Raw genomic sequence first — 15,053 nt, forward strand, 5'->3', positions numbered from 1 at the left:
CCCCTGCGACGATGCCCGAACGTCATCCCAGCGAAAGCTGGGATCTCCCGTCACGATGCGCCCGGCCTGCCCCGCGGGCACTTCGGCCTGATCGCTACCGCCCCGCGCTCACCCGCCAGATCGCATTGCCCACGTCGTCCGCCACCAGCAGCCCGCCGGCCCGGTCGGTGATGACCCCCACCGGGCGGCCGTGCGCCTTGCCGTCGTCATTGACGAAGCCAGTCAGCACGTCGACCGGCTTCGCGCCCGGTACGGGCCAGCCCGCTTCGTTGAACGGTACGAACACCACCTTGTAGCCCGACAGCGGCGAGCGGTTCCATGATCCGTGCTCGCCGATGAAGGCGCCGCGCGCGAAGCGGTCGCCCAGCTTCGCGTCGGCGGCGAAGGTCAGGCCCAGCGCGGCGACGTGCGGCCCCAGCGCATAGTCGGGACGCTTGGAATATTGCTGGAGCTGCGGGTTCTTCGGCTCGACGCGATTGTCGACATAGCCGCCCCAATAATACCACGGCCAGCCGAAATGGTCGCCCAGTTCCACCGCGGTCAGGTAATCGGGGACCAGGTCGGACCCCAGCATGTCGCGCTCGTTCACCACCGTCCACAGCCGGTTGGTGCCCGGCACCAGCGCCATGCCGTTGGGGTTGCGCAGGCCGGCGGCGAAGACGCGATAGGTCTTGTCCTTGGGCCATACCTGCAGGATCGCGGCGCGGTTGCGTTCGGCGGCCAGCCCGTTCTCGGCGATGTTCGACGCCGAGCCGACCGACACGTACAGCGTCCTGCCGTCCTCCGCCGGGATGACGTTGCGCGCCCAGTGGTTGCCGCCGCCGGGCAGCTTGACGACCAGTTCGGGCTTGGCGGTGATCTTCGTGGCGCCCGCGGTATAGGGCACGCGCACCAGCGCGTCGGTGTTGGCGATGTACAATTGCCCGTCCAGCAGCGCCATGCCGAACGGCGAGTTCAGCCCGGTCATGAAGGGCGTCTTCAGTTCCGCCACGCCGTCGCCATCGGAATCGCGCAGCAGCGTGATGCGGTTGGCGGACGGCACGCCCGCGCCGACGCGGCCCATCATCACGCGCATCACCCAGCCGGTGATCCCGCCGCCCTCGCGCGGGGGCGAATTGGTCTCGGCGACCAGCACGTCGCCGTTGGGCAGGCGGTACAGCCAGCGCGGATGGTCCAGCCCGGTGGCGAAGGCGGCGACGCGCAGCCCCGCGGCGGCGGTCGGCGTCTGTCCCTGGGCCCAGCCGATCGGCTTGGCGGTCTTGACCGTCGGGATCACCTGTTCGCGCGGTTGCGTGATGTCCGGCCGTGCGCCGCTGACGGCGGCGATATCCTCGCGCGCCTTGTCGGGCCAGGCGAGCCACGCGAACGCCGCGATCGCGATGACGATGAGGAGGGCGAGCACGCGAAGGATGTGTTTGCGCATGGGCTGGGTCTATCGCCTTGGCGGGGCGGGGGCCATCCCCATGATGCGCCCCCCCGGGCGTCCTACGTGGCAGCGGCCGCACGGTTCCGCCCCTTTCCCCAAACGACGTGCCACAAACGAAACGCGCTGCCGCCCCCGGTGCGGGTGGCGACAGCGCGTGAGTGGTCGGGGAAGGCCGCCGACGTGGGGGGCACGCCGACGACCCCCGGCCTGACAGCGTTCGGGCGACCCGAAGGGCTTGCCTGGCCGGTAAGCGAGGGAGGGACGGGCCATCGACGGGTGTGTCGGCCGATCCCTCCCAATTCGTCAAAGGCTTGCTAGCCGATCGATCAGCGCTTGGCCAGATCAAATCGGTCAGCGTCCATGACCTTGCACCATGCCGCGACGAAGTCCTTCACGAACTTTTCGTGCGCGTCGGCGCTGGCATAGACCTCGACCAGCCCGCGCAGCTGCGAGTTCGAACCGAACACCAGGTCGGTGCGAGTCGCGGTCCACTTCCGCTCGTCGGTGGCGCGATCGGTGCCCACATAGGTCTCGTCGCCCTCGCCATCGACCTGCTTCCACGCCGTGCCCATGTCGAGCAGGTTGACGAAGAAGTCGGTGGTCAGCTGCCCGACGCGGTCGGTCAGCACGCCGTGCGGCGAGTCGCCATGGTTGACGCCCAGCACGCGCAGCCCGCCGACCAGCGCGGTCATCGCCGGCGCGCTCAGCCCCAGCAATTGCGCCCGATCGACCAGCAGTTCCTCGGTCGGCACGTTGAACCGCACCTGCAGGTAGTTGCGGAACCCGTCCGCCTTCGGCTCCAGCACGTCGAAGCCTTCGGCATCGGTCTGTTCCGCGGTCGCGTCGGTACGGCCGGGGGTGAAGGGCACGGTCACGGCATGCCCGGCATCCTTCGCCGCCTTCTCGATCCCGGCGGCGCCGCCCAGCACGATCAGGTCGGCGATCGACACCTTCTTGCCGCCCGTCGCCGCGCCGTCGAACTCGGCCTTCACCTGTTCCAGCACGCCCAGCACGCGCGCCAGCTTGGCGGGTTCGTTGACGTCCCAGTCCTTCTGAGGGGCCAGGCGGATGCGCGCGCCATTGGCGCCGCCGCGATGGTCGGACCCGCGATAGGTGCTGGCCGATGCCCAGGCGGTGCGCACCAGATCGGCGACCGACAGGCCGGACGCCAGCAGCTTGCCCTTCAGCGCCGCGATGTCGCCCGCGTCGATCAGCGGGTGGTCGACCGCGGGGATCGGATCCTGCCAGATCAGGTCCTCGGCCGGCACGTCGGCGCCCAGGTAGCGCGCTTTCGGCCCCATGTCGCGGTGGCACAGCTTGAACCACGCCCGGGCGAAGGCGTCGGCGAAGTAGGCGGGGTCCGCCCGGAACTTCTCCATCACCTGGCGATATGCCGGGTCCACCTTCATCGCCATGTCGGCGGTGGTCATCATCGTCGGCACGCGGCGGTCGGGGCTGTGCGCGCCGGGCGCCAGCGTTTCGGCCGGGTTGCCGACCGGCTGCCACTGCTTGGCGCCCGCCGGGCTGCGCACCAGTTCGTATTCATGGTCCAGCAGCATGTCGAAATAGGTCATGTCCCACTGGATCGGCGTGGGCGTCCACGCGCCCTCGATGCCGCTGGTGATCGTGTGATCGCCAAAGCCGCTTTCGTGCGTCGATTGCCAGCCCAGGCCCATCTGCGCGATGTCCGACCCTTCCGGCTCGGCCCCCACCAGCGAGGCGTCGCCCGCGCCGTGCGCCTTGCCGAACGTGTGGCCGCCCGCGGTCAGCGCGACGGTTTCCTCATCGTTCATGCCCATCCGCGCGAACGTCTCGCGGATGTCGCGCGCCGACTGCGCGGCGTCGGGGTTGCCGCCCGGCCCCTCGGGATTGACGTAGATGAGGCCCATCTGGATCGCGGCGAGCGGGCTTTCCAGCACCATCTCGCGGTCGGGCTGGATGCGGGTCTGGTTGTCGGCATGGCCGACCCATTCCTCCTCGGTGCCCCAGTAGACGTCCTTCTCCGGCTCGTAATCGTCCTTGCGGCCGCCGCCGAAGCCGAACACCGGGCCGCCCATCGATTCGATCGCGACGTTGCCGGTCAGGATGAACAGGTCCGCCCAGCTGAGCTTGCGGCCGTATTTCTGCTTGATCGGCCACAGCAGCCGGCGCGCCTTATCCAGGTTGGCGTTATCCGGCCAGCTGTTGAGCGGGGCGAACCGCTGCGCGCCCGACGACGAACCGCCGCGGCCGTCGCCGGTGCGATAGGTGCCGGCCGAATGCCACGCCATGCGGATGAAGAACGGGCCGTAATGGCCATAGTCCGCCGGCCACCACGGCTGGCTGTCGGTCATCAGTGCGCGCAGATCCGCCTTCACCGCCGCCAGGTCGAGCGACAGGAATTCCTTCGCATAGTCGAAATCGTCGCCCCACGGATTGCCGGTGACCCCGCGCTGGTGGAGGATGTCGAGGGGCAGCTGGTTGGGCCACCAGTCGCGGTTGGTGCGGCCCAGCAGCGAGCGCAGCGCGCCCGGCTCCTTCATCGGGCAGCTCAGCGGGCTGCCATCGGCGATCTTGTCCATCGGGGTCATCTCCTCTCAACCGCCGCCCGTTCCGGGCGATCGACGCGGACAATGTGCCCGCGCCTTCGTACGGATCAATGACAGGAAGCTAGATCAGACCCACTGATCGGGAAAATGCGAATTACTGGATGGTATGATCGACCGGGGCGATCAGATGCCCTCGTCGCTCGCCAGCGGGACCGGGGGATGCAGCCGGACGCGGTTGATGCGCCGTTCGTCGGCATCGACCACCTCGATCCGCCACCCGCTGGGGTGGTCGATGCAGGTGCCGGCCTCGGGCACATGCCCGACCAGCACCGCGGTCAGCCCGCCGATCGTGTCGACGTCGCTCTCCGCTTCGGCCAGTCGCATGTCGACCGCGCGGCCGACATCCTCCAGCTCGACGCGCGCGTCGACGTCCCATGCGCCGTCGTCCAGCGGGACCAGCAGCACCTCGGGCGCCTCGTCATGCTCGTCCTCGATCTCGCCGACGATCTCCTCGATCAGATCCTCGATCGTGACGAGCCCCTCGGTGCCGGAATATTCGTCCAGCACCACCGCCAGGTGGATGCGCGACTGGCGCATGTCGGCCAGCAGGTCGAGTGCGCCGCGGCTCATCGGCACGTACAGCGGCTGGCGGATCAGCGCGGCGATGCTGGCGGGGCGCGTGCCGCCGGCCGCCATGATCGCGAACACGTCCTTGATGTGGACCATGCCGATGATGTGGTCCAGGCTCTCGCGATAGACCGGCAGGCGGCTGACCCCGGCCTCGGCGAACACCTGTACCAGATGGTCGAAGGTGGTGGCTTCCTCCACCGCGATTACGTCGGCGCGCGGCACGCCGACGTCGCCGGCATCGCGTTCCCCGAAATGCAGCAGGTTGCGCACCATCTGCCGTTCCAGCGGGGTCAGGTCGCCCTTGGCATCGGGTGCGGGATCGCCCTCGTGCCGGTCGATCACTTCCTCCAGCCGGTCGCGCAGCGTTTCCTCGTGCTGTTCGCCGAAGATCAGGTTGCGCAGCCCGGCCAGCAGGCCATTGTCGTGATGGTCGCCGTTGCCGGCGCTACTTCGGTCGTCGGCCATCGCCGTTCGTTCAGTCCTCGCGTATCTGATAGGGGTCGGCGATGCCCAGACCGGCCAGCGCGGCGCGCTCGATCTCCTCCATCGCATCCCCCTCGTCGTCGGTCAGGTGGTCATAGCCTAGCAGATGCAGCGTGCCATGCACCATCAGATGCGTCAGGTGATGGTCGACCGGGATGCCACGCTCCGCCGCCTCCGCCGCGCAGACGCCATGCGCCATCACGATATCGCCCAGCAGCACCTCGCCGTCGTCCGAATTCTGCGTGACGGTGTCGATCAGGTCGGGCTGCACCATCGGAAAGGACAGGACGTTGGTGGGCCGGTCCTTGTCGCGATACTGGCGGTTGAGCGCCTGCACCTCGTCGTCGGCGGTCAGCCGCACGCTGATCTCGACCTGCGCGCGCGCGGTCAGCAGCGCGCCATGCGGCGTCTGCGCGATCGCGGCCCGCGCGGCGGCGGCGGCGATTTCCTCCCACGCGGCATCGGCGGGCCACGGATCCTCGCGGGTCAGTTCGATGTGGATCATCCGAGGGTTGCGTCCTTCAGGTCGGTAAGGGCAAAATCCTCGCCCTTGAACAGGATCATGTCGGCGTGCCGGCGGGTCGCGGCATAGGCGAAGCAGTCGCCCATGTTGAGCGCCGCGGCGTTGACGCCCTTTCCGAATCTGACATGCGCGTCGACCGCGCCATCGGCGTCCGCCGGCTCCACCGCTACCGTGTCGATGCGTGCGTCGCTAAGGAAGTCCAGGATCAGCGCGTGCGCTTCGCCGACGTCCACGCCGCGGATCCGCTCGACGGCCCTTGCCGCCTCCCAGATGGCGATGGGCGAGGTCAGCCGTGCCGACATGATCCCCAGCACGTCGGCCAAGGTCGTCGCCTCGGGCTCGCGCCCGATGATCGCCGCGATCGCGGAGGCATCGACGAAGACCTTCACTCTTCGTCGTTGAGCGAATCGTAGAACCGCTTGTCCGCCTCCAGCCCGGTCGGCAGCGGCAGGGGGTATTCGCGCCAATAGCGTTGCAGCCATTCGGGTGCCGGGCTGGCGAGCGCATGGCGCGCCGCATAATCCTCGATCGCCAGCGCCACGATCTGCCGCATCGCGGTACCGCGTTCGTCGGCCAGCCTCGCGATGGCGCGGACGACCTCCTCGTCCTCGATCAGGAACGGGGCGGACAGTGCCTGCCGCTCGGCGCGTGTCGGGGGGGAGTGCGGTGCATTCATCTCAAGCCTCCTTCCCCTCATACGCCTCCACGATCCGGCCGACAATCGGATGGCGCACCACGTCGGCGGCGGTGAAGCGGCACAGCGATATGCCCTCCACCCCCTCCAGCCGCATCGTCGCGTCGGCCAGCCCGCTGGCGGCGACCCCGCCGGGCAGGTCGGTCTGGTTCGGGTCGCCGCAGATCACCATGCGGCTGTTCTGCCCGAACCGGGTCAGGAACATCTTCATCTGCGCCGGCGTGGTGTTCTGCGCCTCGTCCAGGATCACGAAGGCGTCGCCCAGCGTGCGCCCGCGCATGAACGCGATCGGCGCGATCTCGATCTCGCCCGATGCGATGCGACGCTCCACCTGCTCGGCGGGCAGGCAGTCGTACAGCGCATCGTACAGCGGGCGCAGGTACGGATCGACCTTCTCCTTCATGTCGCCGGGCAGGAAGCCCAGCCGCTCGCCCGCCTCCACCGCCGGGCGCGACAGGATCAGCCGCTGGACGCTGCCGGTGATGAGCTGCGCCACCGCCTGCGCCACCGCGATATACGTCTTGCCCGTGCCCGCCGGGCCGAGCGCGAAGATCATGTCGTGGGTGGTCAGCTCGCGCATGTAATGCGCCTGCGCGGGGGTGCGCGGGACGATCGTCTTCTTGCGCGTGCGGATCATCACCGACGGCGCGGCACCGCGTTCGGCCGAGATGATGCCGTCCAGCACCGGTTCGGCCGCCATCGCGATCGCGGCGTCGACCAGCCCGGTATCGACCTCCTCGCCGCGCTGGATGCGCTGGTACAGGTCGTTCAGCACGTCGCGGGCCAGCGCCACCTGCTCGGCGGTGCCCTCCAGCCCGATGCGGTTGCCGCGCGCGGTGATATAGACGCCCAGCCGGTTCTCCAGCGCCACCAGATGCTGGTCGTACTGGCCGAACAGCTGGCTCAGCAGCTGCGGCCGGTCGAACAGCAATTCGACACGCGAACGTTCGCCGGTGCGGGCGGGAAGGGGCTTGCGGCTCATGCGGCTCCTTGGTGGTTCGACGATGGGCGGTGGCACGATGCACGGCCGGGTGATGCGCCGCGGCGGCGGCGCGACGGGCGCGATTCGGGGCGGCGCACGGGCATCGGTGGTCAGTGTGACAGGCCCGGCGGCGGGCGAACAGCGCAAAAATCGGCGCGGTGGATGATCGGCGTCAATTCCCGAACGGGCGCGGCGGGCGGCCGCGCAGATACGCCGATGCGATGTCGCGGAACGGAAAGCCCTGCGCCGCCAGCGCGCCCAGCAGACGGCGGAGGTTCGCGTGGCTCTCCCCGCTTGCCGAACGCGCCTCCTCGGTGGCCAGCCACACGTCGTTGATGCTCAGCCCGCCCGGCCCGACGATCAGCGGCCCTTCCAGCAACCGTTCGACGCGGCGGCGCACGGTCGCGTCCGACAGGCCCAGCACCTGCGCGACGCGCGGGATCCGGATCGGCGCGCGCATCTGCGACGGCAGCGGTTCGGCATCGGGGGTGGCGAACCGCCGCGCCAGCGCCGGATCGGCGACGATGCGCTGGTCGTTCGCGGCCAGCACGGTGGAAAAGATCACCAGGTCCAGCCGGTCGTGATGCGTCTGCTGGTTGGCGCGCGCCACCGACAGCATCAGGTCGACCGAGGCACGGACCCCGCTGTGCCAGTGATAGGGCCGCGGCGAGGCGGGGAAGGCGGGCAGCGCGTCGATGCGAGCCATGTCCTCGATGAAGCGCACCAGCGCGTCATGCGCCAGCGCGCCGATCGAGGCATAGGGCTCGTCCTCCAGCGTCGCGACCGTCACGATGCCGCCGCGCCGGCGCGCGCACAGCCCCGCCTCCACCAGCCCCGCCACATGCCGCCGCGTCGTCTCGAACGGCAGCCCCAAGCTGTCGGCCAGCGCCAGCACCGGCGTGGCCAGCCCGCCGTCCAGCGTGCGGCGCACCAGCAGGGTGTAGATCATGAACCGGTCGACCCGCCCGTCGAACAGCGGCAGCGCCGCCGACATGATCGACGTCTGCATTTCCGCCAGCAGCCGCGTCATCGCGCGAATCGGGGGAGTGGGGGCGAGCATGTCCCCAAAATAACTGATCCGGGTTGAAAGCCAGCCGCACTTCGTCAATTCGGGTATACGAATTCCGTATATGCGCGCAGGCCTGCTTCCGGTCGATCAGGCCGGTTCGGTCACCGGCGGCGCGACCATCCCCGCCAGCGAATTCGGTCCCGCCTGCATCAGCGTCACGCGCACCAGATCGCCCGGCGCGTGATCGCCCACGACATGCACCGATTGCAGCCATGGCGACTTGCCCAGCCACTGCCCCGGCAGCTTGCCGGGACGCTCGATCAGGACGTCGCACGTGCGCCCGACCGATGCGGCGTTGAACGCGGCCTGATCGCGGTTGAGCGCGGCCTGAAGCCGCTGGAGCCGCTCGTCCATCACCGCGGCGGGCACCTGGTCGGGCATCGTCGCGGCGGGGGTGCCGGGGCGCGGCGAATATTTGAAGCTGAACGCCTGCGCATGGCCGACCGCATCGACCAGGCTCAGCGTGTCGGCGAATGCGGCCTCGGTTTCCCCCGGGAAGCCGACGATGAAGTCGCCCGACAGCGCGATGTCCGGGCGCGCGGCGCGGATGCGGTCGATCAGCCGCAGGTAGCTGTCGCGGGTATGGCTGCGGTTCATCGCGCGCAGCACGCGATCGTTGCCTGCCTGTACCGGCAGGTGCAGGAACGGCATCAGGCTTTCGACGTCGCGGTGCGCGTCGATCAGCCCCTGCGCCATGTCGTTGGGGTGGCTGGTGGTATAGCGGATGCGCGCCAGCCCGGGGATGCGGTCCAGCGCGCGGATCAGGTCGTGCAGCCCGCGCCCGTCGCCGCCGTCCCACGCATTGACGTTCTGCCCCAGCAGCGTGATCTCGCGCGCGCCGGCATCGACCAGCGCCGTCGCCTCGTCGACGATCGCCACGAACGGCCGGCTCACCTCGGCCCCGCGGGTATAGGGGACGACGCAATAGGTGCAGAATTTGTCGCACCCCTCCTGCACCGTCAGGAACGCGCCCGGCGCCACCTTGCGCCGTGCGGGCAGCGCGCCGAATTTCGACGCGGCGGGCATGTCGGTGTCGAGCGCCGGGGCGCCCCGTGCCGCGCGTGCGACCAGGTCGGGCAGGTTGTGATAGGCTTGCGGCCCGACCACCACGTCCACCTTGGCGCGGCGGACGATTTCCTCGCCCTCCGCCTGCGCGACGCAGCCGGCGACCGCGATCATCGGCGCGGCCCGGCCATGTTCGCGCGCGTCCTTGCGCAGCCGCCCGATGTCCGAATAGACCTTCTCGGTCGCCTTCTCGCGGATGTGGCAGGTGTTGAGGACGACCAGATCGGCATCGCCCGGCGCCGCCGCCGCGGTCATGCCCTGCGCCGCCATCAATTCGCCCATGCGTTCCCCGTCATAGGCGTTCATCTGGCAGCCGAACGACTTGACGTGAAAGGTTTTGGGCGGGGCGGCGGCGGGGGCGGACATGGCGCGCGGCCTTAGCCGATAATGACCGCCCGCGCCAACCCGCGCCGGATCAGCGATACAGTGCGGACACGTCCGATTTCCACCCGTGCAGCCCGGTGACGCGGCGTTCGGTGACGATCGGCGCGGCGACCAGCCGCATCCACCGCACCCCCGCCCCGCGCAGGCGCACGTCGATCGTGAAGCCGCGGCAATGGCGGATCGCATGGGCGCGCAACCGCTCCATCGCGGCGCGCGACAGTTCCTCGTACCGCCACAGCGCGTGGGTGCGATCGGCGGCGGCATCCGGCGCCATGCCGAACAATTCGCGCACGCCCGGCGCCCATGTCAGTTGCCCGCTGGCCAGATCGCAATGCCAGTGGCCGGCACTGCCGGCGCCCGCGGTCGCCGCCCCGTCCGGGCCGGAATCGAGCAGCAGCCCCAGGTCGAGGCGGGCATCGCGCTCATAGAGCGGCCAGCTGTGGTGAAGCGGCAATGGTTCCTGCGGCGCCATATCCTGTCCTCGTCGGGCTTGATATGGATCAACAGACTTAAGTGTGCGTTACCGCACCGGAAAAATCCTCGCCGGCGGCCAGGATGCGCGCACGCGCCTGCGTCGCGATCGCCTTTCGCCCGCCCGCCGGGGCGAAGGGAGGCAGGAAGTGCAGCGTCGCGGTGAAGCTGCCGCGGCGATTGAGCACGCGCGTCGCGTGCGACTGTCCCGGCTCGTCGCCGACCCATGCCAGCTCGTCGTTGGCCGCGCCGTAGTCGATCCGCACCGGCTGGATCATCAACCCCGGCGGCGGCGGGTCGATCGCCCCCAGCAGCGCGGCCTTGAACGGCAGCAGTTCGTGCCCGTCGCCGGTCGTCCCTTCGGGAAAGATCGTGATCGCCCAGCCATGCGCCAGCGCGTCGCGCAATTCGGCCACCTGCCGCTCGATCCCCATGCGGTCGCCGCGGCGGACGAACAGCGTGCGGTTCAGCGTGCACAGCCAGCCGACCAGCGGCGCCGTGCGCAATTCGGCCTTGGCGACGAACGCGCTGCCGGTCGCCCCGGCCAGCAGCAGGATGTCCATCCAGCTCAAATGGTTGGACAGGAAGATGACGTCGCGGCGCAGCGGCGTGCCGATGATCCGCGCGCGCGCACCGAACAGCCGCGCCGCGCTGCCCAGGAACAGCCGCGGCCATGGGGAGGGCAGGCGCAGCAGTCGCCACAGCCCGTGCACCGCCAGCGCCGCCGCCAGCAACGCCACCAGCGCGGCCAGCCGCGCGACCGCGCGGGCGGACAGGCGCGGGGCGGGGCGGGCGGTCAACCGCGCCTCGCCGTCAGTCGCGGCGCAGCGCGACGCCGTACAATTCCATCCGGTGATCCACCAGACGGAAGCCCAGCCGCTCCGCGATCGCCTTCTGCAACAGCTCCAGCTCGGGATCGACGAATTCGATCACCCGCCCGCTCTCCACGTCGATCAGGTGATCGTGATGCGCCTCGGGCGAGGGTTCGTAGCGGGCGCGCCCGTCGCCGAAGTCATGCCGGTCGAGGATGCCGGCCTCCTCGAACAGCCGCACCGTGCGATAGACGGTCGCGATCGAGATGCCCGGATCGATCGCGGAGGCGCGGGCATAGACCTTTTCCACATCGGGATGGTCTTCGGCTTCCGACAGGACGCGCGCGATGACGCGGCGCTGCTCGGTGATGCGCAGACCCTTTTCGTGGCAAAGGGCTTCTAGATCGATCTTGCGGGGCATGGACCCCATGTAGTGCGAACCGCTTGTTGCGAAAAGCGCTACCGACTCGCAATTGAGGCGGGTCGAACGAATTGCCGGCCACTCACCGACGTCCGCAGGGGCATCGTCACCCCGTGACGGCGCGAAACCTGCGCGAAGGCCCGCTCCGTCATGCCGGAACAGGTCCGGCATGACGATCCGCTCGCACCGCTGGCCCCTCGCGCTAATCCCCCAGCGTCCGCGCATAGGTGTGCGCGTCGAACGTCGCGCCGTCGCGCCCGCGGTAGTAATTGCGGCGCACGCCGGCGGGGGCGAAGCCGTGCGCGGCGTACAGTGCGATCGCCGGATTGTTGGCGCGCACCTCCAGGTGCAGCTTGGCGACGCCGCGCGCGCGGCAATCGGCGATCACCCCGCGCAGCAACGCGCCGCCCACGCCCGCGCGGCGGTGCGCCGGGTCGACCGCGATCAGCAGCAGTTCGGCCTCGTCCATGATCGCGCGGGTCAGTGCGAAGCCCGCCGCGACCCCGTCGACACGCGCCAGCGTCAGCCACACGCCCGGCATCGCCAGGATGCCGATGCACTGGCTGCGCGTCCACGCCTCGCCATATTGCGGGTCGAAGGCGGCGGCCATGATCCGGTCGACGGTGTCGGCGTCGGCGGCCCCGGCGCTGGCCAGTTCGACCATCCGCGATCGCGTGCTCATGCCGCGGCCACCCCGCCCGGCAGCTTGGCATCCGGCGCGCGGCCGTAGAAGGGCGTCGCCGGCAGCGCGCGGTCCCCGGCGGGCAGCAGCAGCGCATGGCGCGCATCGGGCAGCGCCTCGACCGTCGCAATCGCGGGGTCGATCGCGGTCAGCCAGCGCGTCCCGCTGCCGATCGCGCGGCCGCCGCCCAGCGCCGCCAGCGCATCGGCGGGCGTCAGCGACCGGGGCGTGTCCAGCGCGGCGAACGGCGCGGCGAACGCCTGGACGAACACCTCGCCATGCCCGCCCTCGGCCACCACGGTCAGCATGTCGCCATCGGCGGCGCCGTCCAGCGCGGCGGCGGCGACCACAGCCAGCGCGCCATAGCCCGATACGATCGCGCCCCAGCCCAGCGCCAGCCCGCGCGCCGCGGCGATGCCGACGCGGATGCCGGTGAAGCTGCCCGGCCCAACGTCCACCAGGATATGGTCGGCGCGCCCGCCATCGGGAAGTTCGGCGATCATCGGCACCAGCCGCTCGGCATGGCCGCGCCCGACCACCGCGTGGCGTGCGTCGATCAGCCGCCCGTCCTCGAACAGGGCGACGGAACAGGCGGCGGTGGCGGTGTCGATGCTCAGGATACGCGGCGGCATCGCACCCTCATGCCACGGGGCGCGCGCTTCGCAAGTCCCGCGCCCTGCGCGTCACGCGATCCGGTTGAACTTTTCGAACGCCGGCCGCGGGCTGCGGTCGAAGATCGACGCGGGATCGCCATAGCCCAGCGTCGAGATGAAGTTGGTGCGCACCGATGGCGTATCGGCGAAGAACGCCTTGTCCACCGCGCCCGCGTCGAACCCGGACATCGGCCCGGTATCCAGCCCCAGCGCGCGCGCCGCCATGATGAAATAGCCGCCCTGCAGCGAGGAATTGCGGAACGCCGACGCCTCGCGCAGCTCGCGATTGCCGTCGAACCAGCTCTTGGCGTCGGTGTGCGGGAACAGCTCGGGCAGATATTCGTGGAAATCCACGTCCATCGCGATGATCGCGGTCACCGGCGCGCCCAGGATCTTCGGCTTGTTGGCGGCCGAACATGCCTCCGCGACCTTCGCCTTCGCCTCGTCCGACACGCACCACACGATCCGCGCGGGCAGCTGGTTGGCGGACGTCGGCCCCATCTTCATCAGGTCCCAGATCGCGCGCAGCGTATCCTCGCCCACCGGTTCGTCGCGATAGCCGTTGTAGCTGCGCGCGGTGCGGAACAGCTGGTCGAGCGCGGCATCGTCAAGGGCACGGGACATGGCGGGGCAGCCTTTCGCGAAGGGGGGCAGGGGGGCGACGGGCGCGCGCCGATCAGACCGCGCGCACCTCGGTCACTTCGGGGACGTAATGGCGCAGTAGCTGCTCGATGCCGTTCTTCAGCGTCGCGCTCGACGACGGACAGCCCGCGCACGCGCCCTGCATCCTCAGGTACACCTTGCCCTTGTCGAACCCGCGATAGACGATGTCGCCGCCGTCGTTGGCGACAGCGGGGCGCACGCGCGTTTCGATCAGGTCGCGGATCTGCGCGACGATATCGGCGTCGGCGGGATCGTCGGCGATGCCGTCATCGTCCGCCGGCACCGCGAAATCGGCGGAGGCGGCGCGGAACAGCGGCATCTGCGCGGTGAAATGGTCCATCAGGATCGCCAGCACGTCGGGCTTCAGCATCGTCCATTCGGTGCCGGGCGCGGCGGTGACCGACACGAAATCGCGGCCGAAGAACACGCCGGTCACGTCGCCCAGGTCGAACAGCGCGGTCGCCAGCGGGCTGGCCTCCGCTTCCTCGGGAGTGGCGAAATCGCGCGTGCCCGCTTCCATGACGGTGCGGCCGGGCAGGAATTTCAGCGTGGCCGGGTTGGGCGTGGCTTCGGTTTCGATCAGCATGGCCGCGATGTGGCGCGGGACGCGGCGCGGATCAAGCGCACGGGCGGAAAGGAAGTGTTTCCGCCCGCCAAGCCGTCATGGTCGGCGCCGCATCCACCGCAGCATTCGCCCCGCCACCCAGCGCCCCGGCTGGCGCAGCGGGCGCGCGAACCGGATCGCCAGGACGATGCGCGCGCCGCTGCTGTCGTTCCACATCTCGTGCGGGCAGGTGTCGTCGAACACCAGTGTCTCGCCCTCCGCCCAGCGGACGATGCGGTCGTGGACGCGCATCCGCACGTCGCCGTCGCGCGGCACCGCCAGCCCCAGGTGACAGGTCAGCAGCGCGCGCGTCGGCCCGCGCCGCGCCGGAACGTGCGCGCCCGGCGCCAGCGCCACGAACGCGGCCTCCTCCACGCCGGGGATCGCCGCGATCAGCGCGCGCGTCGCCGGCCGGTGCGCCAGCGCGGCGTCGACCGGCGCGCCGCCGCGCCACAGCGGCGTGTCGTCACCGCCGCCGGGGATCGCTTCCGCCCGGATCACCCGCCAGTCGGCGCGCAGGCCGGCGGTCCAGCCGAACCCGCGCATGTCCAGCACCGGATCGCCCGGCACCAGCGACCAGCCCGCGATCGGCCGGTCCATCAGCCGCCACGCGCGCCCGGCAAGCGTGACGCGCGGCGGCGGTGAGGGGGGCGGGGCGGGGACGGGCGCGGGCGCCAGCACGCGGGTGCGCGGCGCGGCCGGCTGCGCGGCGACGGTGCGCGCCCGGTCGTCGCCCTCGTCGCGCAGGCGCACGGCGGCACGGTCGATCATCGCTCCACGTCCTCCCGCTCGCCGCACGGTGCGCCGGCATGGCGCCCGATCCCTGATCGCTACCGACGCAACGCGACCAAAACATGGCGCCTTGCGGGCGATGTCATGGGCGGGGTCATGGGCGGGGCCACGGGCAGCGACGATCTGCGGCGATCGGCGGCAGCGATGTTGCCGCCGCCGGGGCTGGCGCCT

Annotated in this window: 17 protein-coding genes; all 17 read right to left on the reverse strand. The window is 70.4% G+C overall.

Features of this window, described 5'->3' with window-relative positions:
• Window positions 1-94 precede the first annotated feature (94 nt).
• On the reverse strand, window positions 95-1,423 hold the full coding sequence (locus COA07_RS10465; protein ID WP_066710445.1) for a PQQ-dependent sugar dehydrogenase: 1,329 nt from the start codon (window positions 1,421-1,423) through the stop codon (window positions 95-97).
• A gap of 329 nt (window positions 1,424-1,752) precedes the next feature.
• A complete protein-coding gene (gene katG / locus COA07_RS10470; RefSeq protein ID WP_066710469.1) occupies window positions 1,753-3,987 on the reverse strand; it encodes a catalase/peroxidase HPI in 2,235 nt (744 codons plus the stop codon).
• A 150-nt stretch (window positions 3,988-4,137) separates the two neighbouring features.
• The gene (locus COA07_RS10475) at window positions 4,138-5,049 is read right to left on the reverse strand and encodes a hemolysin family protein (RefSeq protein ID WP_096640957.1); all 912 of its coding nucleotides are present in this window, start codon (window positions 5,047-5,049) and stop codon (window positions 4,138-4,140) included.
• A gap of 10 nt (window positions 5,050-5,059) precedes the next feature.
• The gene (ybeY, locus tag COA07_RS10480; RefSeq protein WP_066711893.1) at window positions 5,060-5,572 is read right to left on the reverse strand and encodes an rRNA maturation RNase YbeY; all 513 of its coding nucleotides are present in this window, start codon (window positions 5,570-5,572) and stop codon (window positions 5,060-5,062) included.
• Window positions 5,569-5,979 (reverse strand): type II toxin-antitoxin system VapC family toxin, encoded by a 411-nt coding sequence (locus COA07_RS10485; RefSeq protein WP_066711895.1) that lies wholly within the window; start codon window positions 5,977-5,979, stop codon window positions 5,569-5,571. The genes ybeY and COA07_RS10485 overlap by 4 nt, the downstream gene beginning before the upstream one ends.
• Window positions 5,976-6,266 (reverse strand): hypothetical protein, encoded by a 291-nt coding sequence (locus tag COA07_RS10490; protein WP_066711897.1) that lies wholly within the window; start codon window positions 6,264-6,266, stop codon window positions 5,976-5,978. The genes COA07_RS10485 and COA07_RS10490 overlap by 4 nt, the downstream gene beginning before the upstream one ends.
• Window position 6,267: 1 nt before the next feature.
• Entirely contained in the window at window positions 6,268-7,266 is a 999-nt protein-coding gene (locus tag COA07_RS10495) for a PhoH family protein (RefSeq protein ID WP_066711899.1), read from the reverse strand.
• Window positions 7,267-7,438: 172 nt separating this feature from the next.
• On the reverse strand, window positions 7,439-8,326 hold the full coding sequence (locus COA07_RS10500) for a hypothetical protein (protein ID WP_141396507.1): 888 nt from the start codon (window positions 8,324-8,326) through the stop codon (window positions 7,439-7,441).
• 96 nt (window positions 8,327-8,422) lie between these two features.
• Window positions 8,423-9,766, reverse strand: coding sequence for a tRNA (N6-isopentenyl adenosine(37)-C2)-methylthiotransferase MiaB (gene miaB, locus COA07_RS10505; protein WP_083956950.1), 1,344 nt, complete (start codon window positions 9,764-9,766; stop codon window positions 8,423-8,425).
• Between the two features lie 49 nt (window positions 9,767-9,815).
• Window positions 9,816-10,256 carry a hypothetical protein gene (locus COA07_RS10510; RefSeq protein ID WP_066711906.1) on the reverse strand — a complete coding sequence of 147 codons (441 nt, stop codon included), beginning with the start codon at window positions 10,254-10,256 and terminating at the stop codon, window positions 9,816-9,818.
• A gap of 37 nt (window positions 10,257-10,293) precedes the next feature.
• The gene (locus tag COA07_RS10515) at window positions 10,294-11,055 is read right to left on the reverse strand and encodes a lysophospholipid acyltransferase family protein (protein ID WP_245842112.1); all 762 of its coding nucleotides are present in this window, start codon (window positions 11,053-11,055) and stop codon (window positions 10,294-10,296) included.
• Between the two features lie 13 nt (window positions 11,056-11,068).
• On the reverse strand, window positions 11,069-11,488 hold the full coding sequence (locus COA07_RS10520) for a Fur family transcriptional regulator (protein ID WP_066713894.1): 420 nt from the start codon (window positions 11,486-11,488) through the stop codon (window positions 11,069-11,071).
• Between the two features lie 202 nt (window positions 11,489-11,690).
• Complete coding sequence (gene rimI / locus COA07_RS10525) at window positions 11,691-12,170, reverse strand: ribosomal protein S18-alanine N-acetyltransferase (RefSeq protein ID WP_066713897.1); 480 nt, start codon at window positions 12,168-12,170, stop codon at window positions 11,691-11,693.
• A complete protein-coding gene (gene tsaB / locus COA07_RS10530; RefSeq protein ID WP_096640959.1) occupies window positions 12,167-12,802 on the reverse strand; it encodes a tRNA (adenosine(37)-N6)-threonylcarbamoyltransferase complex dimerization subunit type 1 TsaB in 636 nt (211 codons plus the stop codon). The genes rimI and tsaB overlap by 4 nt, the downstream gene beginning before the upstream one ends.
• 51 nt (window positions 12,803-12,853) lie before the next feature.
• Window positions 12,854-13,447: a malonic semialdehyde reductase gene (locus COA07_RS10535; protein WP_066713682.1), complete on the reverse strand. Its 594-nt coding sequence runs from the start codon at window positions 13,445-13,447 to the stop codon at window positions 12,854-12,856.
• 52 nt (window positions 13,448-13,499) lie between these two features.
• Complete coding sequence (locus COA07_RS10540) at window positions 13,500-14,072, reverse strand: NifU family protein (protein ID WP_066713687.1); 573 nt, start codon at window positions 14,070-14,072, stop codon at window positions 13,500-13,502.
• A gap of 75 nt (window positions 14,073-14,147) precedes the next feature.
• The gene (locus COA07_RS10545; RefSeq protein ID WP_096640961.1) at window positions 14,148-14,861 is read right to left on the reverse strand and encodes an aspartyl/asparaginyl beta-hydroxylase domain-containing protein; all 714 of its coding nucleotides are present in this window, start codon (window positions 14,859-14,861) and stop codon (window positions 14,148-14,150) included.
• Window positions 14,862-15,053: the final 192 nt, after the last annotated feature.

Source organism: Sphingomonas adhaesiva (assembly GCF_002374855.1).
GTDB lineage: Bacteria > Pseudomonadota > Alphaproteobacteria > Sphingomonadales > Sphingomonadaceae > Sphingomonas > Sphingomonas adhaesiva.